This is a genomic window from Verrucosispora sioxanthis, from assembly GCF_010560025.1.
In the GTDB taxonomy this organism is placed as follows: Bacteria; Actinomycetota; Actinomycetes; order Mycobacteriales; family Micromonosporaceae; genus Micromonospora; species Micromonospora palythoicola.
Genome location: NZ_SAIY01000020.1, coordinates 1 through 1,522 on the forward strand (window position 1 = coordinate 1; position 1,522 = coordinate 1,522).

Genomic DNA, 1,522 nt, shown 5'->3' on the forward strand with positions numbered 1-1,522 from the left:
AGGGCGGTCCCGTTGGGCATCACCAGGCCGAGCGAGCCGAGGAAGACGAAGAGCGCGGCGACGACCACGGGCAGGTTGTTCAGCAGCGCACCGGCGAGCACGGCGAGGGCGGCGAGCAGGCCGAGGCCGAGGCCGGTGACCAGCAGGGGCCGGGGATCGTGACGGTCGAGGAGGCGGGCGTTGAGCTGGCCGACGGCGACGAAGGAGAGCGCGTTGGCGCCGAACAGGATGCTGAACGTGCCGGCGGAGAGGCCGAAGACGTCCTGGAGGACGAACGACGAACCGGACAGGTAGGCGAAGAGGCCGGCGAAGGCGAGGCCCTGGGTCAGCGCGTACCCGAGGTAGATGCGGTCGGTGAGCAGCGTGCGCCCGGCGGCGGCGGTCGCGGCCAGGCCGCCGGCGTTGCGTCGGGTGGCGGGCAGGGTCTCCGGCAGCCGCAGCGCGACGGTGGTGGCGAGCAGGGCACCCACCAGGGCGAGCGCGACGAAGATGGTGCGCCAGTCGCCGACGTTGAGCACCAGGCTGCCGAGGGCGGGAGCGACCATCGGCGCGATGCCGAAGATCAGGACGAGTCGGGAGAAGTACTTGGCGGCGGCCCGGCCGGAGTACAGGTCACGCACCACCGCCCGGGCGACGACCGTGCCCATGCCGCCGGCGAAGCCCTGCGCGAAGCGGGCCACCGCGAGCGTCTCCGCCGACGGCGCGAGGGCACAGACCAGCGACAACAGGGCGTACGCGGCGACCCCGACCAGCACCGGGCGGCGCCGGCCCCAGCGGTCGCTGAGCGGGCCGGTGACGAGTTGGCCCAGCGCCATGCCGATCAGGCAGGTGGTCAGGGAGAGCTGGATCTGCGCCTGGCTGGCGGCCAGGTCGCGGGTCATCCCGGGAAACGCCGGCAGGTAGGTGTCCAGCGACAGCGGGCCGATCGCGGTGAGGGAGCCGAGCAGCACCAGCAGCCCGAGCGCGGCGCGGCCGGTGGGTGGGGTGATCCGCTCCGCCGGGCGTACGGGCACGTCGGTCTGCGGCATCGGTTCCCCTCGGCGGTCGGTGCCACCACGGCGTGGCCGGCTGCCGGGGGCGTCCGGCTACGATAGCTCTGCCTACATCAGCCAGCGGCCCAGCAGCGGCACCTGCGGCGGTACCGGATACTCGCCGTCGGCGCGACGGAACCGGGTGGACCGACCGAGCAGCCGCAGGAACGTCACCCCTGCCGGGTTAGGTACCAGCAGCTGCGGTGCGTCGAGGTAGCGGTACCGGACGTCCCGGCCCCGGTCCACGGCGACCGCCTCGTTCGCCGTGCGGTGCCCGTCGATATAGGGGAGCACGATCGCGGCCAGCTCGGCGGCGAACGCGAACCGTTGGTCCCGGTTGCGCGGCTGCGGCACGATCAGCAGCCGTCCCTCGCCGGGAGCCGAGCCGACCATCGCGGCGAGCGGAGCGTTGGCCTCCCCCGCCATCGCCAACGGCACCAGCACCAGCGGTCGCCTCGACAGGTGCAGATGCCGGACGGTGGCCACCGGTT

1 protein-coding gene and 1 pseudogene are annotated in these 1,522 nt (G+C 73.6%); both read right to left on the reverse strand.

All coding sequences use genetic code 11. The features are described 5' to 3' along the window. Nucleotides 1-1,028, reverse strand: a 1,028-nt coding sequence (locus tag ENC19_RS29075) for a multidrug effflux MFS transporter (RefSeq protein ID WP_164450237.1), incomplete at its 3' end; no start/stop codon positions are given. A gap of 78 nt (nucleotides 1,029-1,106) precedes the next feature. Beyond that, nucleotides 1,107-1,522: pseudogene (locus ENC19_RS29080) on the reverse strand (hypothetical protein); the annotation flags it as partial.